The 5,475-nt window shown below is 34.0% G+C and carries 4 protein-coding genes; all 4 read left to right on the top strand.

The annotated features are described in order from the left end of the window. The coding region (gene vgrG, locus GWI68_RS08800; RefSeq protein WP_166540035.1) for a type VI secretion system Vgr family protein at nt 1-1,690 on the top strand (1,690 nt) is incomplete at its 5' end. Then, complete coding sequence (locus GWI68_RS08795; protein WP_166540034.1) at nt 1,680-2,303, top strand: type VI secretion system amidase effector protein Tae4; 624 nt, start codon at nt 1,680-1,682, stop codon at nt 2,301-2,303. The genes vgrG and GWI68_RS08795, both read left to right, overlap by 11 nt. Nucleotides 2,304-2,789: 486 nt before the next feature. Continuing rightward, a complete protein-coding gene (locus GWI68_RS08790) occupies nt 2,790-4,703 on the top strand; it encodes a lipase family protein (protein ID WP_166540033.1) in 1,914 nt (637 codons plus the stop codon). Next, entirely contained in the window at nt 4,651-5,445 is a 795-nt protein-coding gene (locus GWI68_RS08785) for a hypothetical protein (RefSeq protein WP_166540032.1), read from the top strand. The genes GWI68_RS08790 and GWI68_RS08785 overlap by 53 nt, the downstream gene beginning before the upstream one ends. Nucleotides 5,446-5,475: the final 30 nt, after the last annotated feature.

The following is a 5,475-nucleotide window of genomic DNA, read 5'->3' as shown; positions in this document are numbered from 1 at the left end:
TCAATCACCGATTTTAATCACTCGCTTACGCTTTAGTGGTGGTCGAGAAAAAGCACTACAAGTACGATTTAATGCGATCCCCTACAGTGAAACTCTGTGTTGGAGACCTGCGTTAAAGCCTCGTCCTGTCGTCTCTGGCACATTAACAGCACGCATTACCAGTGCAAAGGATAACGATATTTACGCCCACCAAAATGAACACGGTTTTTATTGGGTAAAATTTGATGCCGACCGTGATGAAAAACCCATGGGCTATGAAAGTATGCCTGTACGCTTGGCAAAACCTTATGCGGGCGATACCTATGGGATGCATTTTCCGTTAATTCAAGGTACTGAAGTCGCTATTGCCTTTCACGAAGGCGACCCTGACAGACCTTATATTGCCCATGCATTGCATGATTCGCGCCACCCCGATCATGTAACAGATAGAAACAACACGCGTAATGTGATTCGTACCCCTGCAAATAATAAATTGCGAATGGAGGATAAACGTGGACAGGAGCATATTAAACTCAGCACCGAATATGGTGGTAAATCTCAGTTAAATTTAGGTCATATTGTCGATGCCAATCGTGATAAACGTGGCGAAGGTTTTGAGTTACGCACTGACAGTTGGGGAGCAATAAGAGCAGGTAAAGGATTGTTTATTAGTGCAGATAATCAAGCCAAAGCAGGTGGTGAAGTGCTGGCAATGGAGGAGGCTATTGAACAATTAGAGCAGGCTTTATCACTCGCTAGAAATCTACAAAAAGCAGCTATAGTCGCTCATGCCAGTAGCAATGATTTAGAAAGTCAATCAAGTTTAAATTCAACTTTAAAATATTTATCCTCCGCAGGTATGCTTTTACATGCACCAAAAGGTATTGGTATTTTAAGTCCCAAAGCTATTATGCTTTCTTCTGGAGTTGAAAGCATTGGGATCATATCGGGCCATAATACGGATATTAGTGCAGAAAATTCAATAACAGCAACAGCGAGTGAAACAATAAGTTTATTTGCTAGAAAATCAGGAATGAAATTATTTGCAGGACAAGGAAAATTAGAATTACAAGCTCAGGATGATGAATTAAATGCCATTGCATTAAGCAATATATTATTAAGTAGTGAGCAAGGTAAGGTTCTTATTAAAGCTGAGCAAGAGCTTACTTTAACTTGTGGTGATGCTTATATTACGCTTAAAAATGGAAATATTGAACTGGGTTGTCCTAAAAATATTCTATTAAGATCATCTAATGTCCAAAAAATGGGAGCTGCTTCCTTATCAACCCCAATTAATGAACTTCCTCGAGGTTTTAGTGGTGAATATGTATTAACGAGTGAACAAACTGGAGAGCCATTGGCTTTCACTTCTTATAAAATCACAACAGAGGAAGGCGAAGAATATAATGGAGTTTCTGATAAAGATGGGAAAACACTAACTATCTATACGTCTTATCCCAACTCATTAGAAATCGAATTTCCTGATACCATTCACGATGAGCAATTCAAAGCAACCAATATATTGACAGGAGCTCCTATTCCTAATTACCCATATTATATGACATCAAATAACGGTAAGATTTTATTTGGATATACAAACAGTGAGGGATTAACAGAACGATTTGAAACAGGTGTTGAATCTGACATCAAAATTTTATGGGGAGATGAAGCACTAGAAAAAATAGAACTAGGAGAAACAAATGCCGAATAAAGAGACAACAGCTAAAACTAATGGAAACTCAAATTCGATCAAAACACTCTCACTTAATGTCTTACAATTTGAGAAATTATGGGATGCTTATCCATCTTCAACAATAGAACACAAAGATCCTAAAACGCGAGATGATGTTTTTTCAGATCACTGTGCTATACATGTCAGTGAAGCACTATATCAATGTGGAATACTCATGAGGAGTTTCCATGGTACTCGTTGTTGGCATTGCCCAACACCTGACGATAAAACAAAAAAAGGGATACATGCAATTAGGGCACAAGAATTAAGTAATTATTTACAAAATCAACCTTTTGCAGGTTGTCCTAAAGCAATAGAATTAACTGGGAGTTCATACGAAAGCGTAATATCAGATAAAACTGGCATTATATTCTTTCAAGATTATTGGTTACGGGCAGGAGAAAAAACAGCAACAGGAGACCATATTGATTTATGGAATAAAGGTGAATTAGCCGGTAGTGGAACAATAGGCTCTTTTTTTAGAGTGACTTTTCCTAATTTTACAGAAAGTTTTACTGACTTATTTGGTTCAAATGCGCGAGTAACATCCCTTGAAAAAGCAAAAAAAGTTCTTTTTTGGGAGATTTTATGAATAAATGTATTTTAAGTGTTTTATCAATTTTAATCATTTCATTTTATTCTTTAATTCTATTGTTATCCATTGATGGTTTTCAACGAAATAGTAAAATTAATAATTTATTAAATGAGCTTCCGTCATTTTTTACTCCTACTTATTCTTTTATTTTTTTATTTATTATAATAATAATATTAAATACAATAGCATTTTCTCTATTTAAACAATTTAGAATGAAAGTTAGTTCAGTAATTATACCTTCATTTTTCATTTCATTGATTATTTATTTTGCCATCATATTAATGCCAAGTTTAAACACCTATTTATATGATAAATATATTTTTATTTTTTACAATGGGGTTATTTATAATGGAGAGGAACGTACGCAACAAATTTTCTCTTTTATGTTTCGAATATTCACTATAATTTCCATTTTCAGCATTACATTAATAAGTTTTTTTAAAAAAAGTAAAAGTAAAAGTAAAAATTTATAAGGAAATAAATATGTTTTCTAATAACACATCGTCCGTCTGTCAAACAAAAATAGTAAGTTTGAATAATAATCAAAAAAAATACTGGGTTGAAATAAAGTTAGTTGATGAGCTAAATAAACCTATTGCTGGTATATCATGGTATGCTGAAAATGAATCAACACATTGTGGGCATAATAAGATTTATAAAGGAAAAAGTGATAAAGATGGAATAATTACCATTAAAAACTTACATAAACTGGAACTTTCTCTCTTTCTAGAGGCTCAGGAATTTGCTGATGAAATGGAAAAACGACAACTTAGATTAAGCCGATCTGATGAAAGTTCAACAGTCAAATATTATACAGATAAGAGCCATATTTATCACTATGCAAAAATTGGGGAACTATGCAACCAAGCTCCTGTAATTGAAAATTGGGATGATGATAAATTACCATTTTATCATTTCCCAAATGGAAATAAATTTAATGGATATAAAATTTCCGATCAACAGTTAGATAAACGCCATATTATTGAAATTTGCCCTTTCCGCGCATGGCTACTCATTCTTCATCATATACCCGAATATTCCCTAGTTAATGCATATAATCTCGCTGTGATGTCTGATTTAGCCTACCTTGATGAACCCGATTTAATTAAATTTTTCAATCGTGACTTTCAAGATTTATCGACTATTCCACAACTGACAAAATCCAAGAGTATGCCTTACACCGTAGTGAATGATGTCCCATTTAGTGAACGTTACTATCCTCCTGTTTTTATGGATACGGCAAACGCAAAAACTCCAGTTGGTAATACGCAACTTTTTTATGTTGAAAATAAAGAGCATATTATTGTTTCTTGGCGAGGTACATGGGAGGCACCAGATTGGTTTACTGATATTAATTATATTCCAAGTATTTGCCCAAAAGAGATTGCCTCTGAAGGGAAAATACATGGGGGGTTTTTAGATGCCTATAATATAGCAAAAGTGAGTTTTAAAGATATTTGGGATGAGCTAGTTGATAAAATAAAAAATAAAAAAACATTTATTTGTGGACATAGTTTAGGAGGCGCACTTGGTCTAACTTATGCCGCTGAAATGAAAAATTATAAACCTTTATTATATACTTATGGTATGCCTCGTATTTTTTCAGCTAAAGCCATTCAAACGATGACTAGTTTTGTTCATTACCGACATGTTAATGATTCCGATACTGTCACCAGCGTGCCTCCTGACGCTGATTTAGATAACTGGTTATATGGCAAATTTGGTTACTTGGGTAACACTTTTGGTTTTATTTGGGCGGGTTTAGTTCAACTTCCATTAGATAAAATAGGCGCCATATCTGGAGATCCTTTTTGGTATCATGGTGAATTAGTTTGCTTTTTTAAAATATCACAACATATTGAATATTTAGTATGCCATGATTATACTTTACAATTATATTGCCGTCGGCAAACTAGCCCACTTCCTTATAAAGTAAAGCTTTTTCTTGTTCCATCGTTAGCAAAGCTAGATAATGAGCAGGCACGGGCTAACCAAGAAGCATTAATGGAAGAATATAACCTCGATGATTATGAAAATTTGTTCCCCTCCAATACAAATCCATTGTTAGATAGCTTTACAGATCCTAGAAATCATTCTATGTCAGATATGTATGTTCCATATATAAACAATGAATTATTAGAAGCTTCTTGGCCAGAGCTAGAATTACAACGCAAACTCAATCGACAGAAGTTTAAAGAACAAATACAACAATACACCAATAGAAATGATACTGATCAAACTAGGATCCCTCCCAAAAGAGTTGCAAGAGATAAATGTTTTTTAGGCATGCAAGAATCAGTGGCTATCACTCTTAATATCACAAAATCAATTCCAGGAGGCGAAAATGCCCTTATCCGTTTTAGCCGTAAGGCAAAAGAAGAGATGGAGCGTTTATAAATGTTTTCTCTTACTGCCTATCATCATTATGATCCAAGGCTGTGCACCTCGTAGTGATAAAAATAAAACACTGTCTCCTCCTGCTAATACAGAGTGGGTTACCGTCGGGATCAAACTTCCAGAAGGCATTGAGGCATTACCTCTAAATGTGCTTTATCGCTCCGATATTTGCCAACGTGCTCGATATAATTCAGCTGGCGAGAAATATTATATTCCGGGTTTTAATCCTAATACCGTAACACTTAAACAACAAGGTAGCAGTGATATCTATCAGACTAAAATCGCCCTGAATGGAGGCGGTTCATGTCAATGGCAATTAAGTGAAGTTTGGATATCAATCATTTACAAAAAAACATTGAATACTGATAGTGACTTTGAAGCAATACCATCACATAGACTTATTTTAATCTTTAATGGCCACAATTTTCGCCCGCCAGAACTAATAAGAAATTTAATAGAAAATGAAAAAATAGAACTGAATTACTATCCAGTATTTATTAATAGTAAAATAGAAAATAGAAAAAAAATAATCCTATTTAATAGTTGGGATAGGCCTCAATATATATCAGTCAATGATGAAAAAAATATATTATTCACCCCTATCTATCATAAAGATAATATCACGAATATTGATATGCCTAAAGAGCTAGGAAGTGCTAATATTATTTATTACTCAGATGGCACTATAGAAAAAATCAACTCTTCAAGACCAAATTATAATAAATTAAAAAGTCTTAACTAAATATAACTTCAATTACAATTCAGGAGGTTA

Source organism: Proteus sp. G2669, from assembly GCF_009915245.1.
GTDB lineage: Bacteria > Pseudomonadota > Gammaproteobacteria > Enterobacterales > Enterobacteriaceae > Proteus.
Note: the sequence above shows the minus strand (reverse complement) of the source record. Positions and strands in the feature narration are given on the sequence as shown.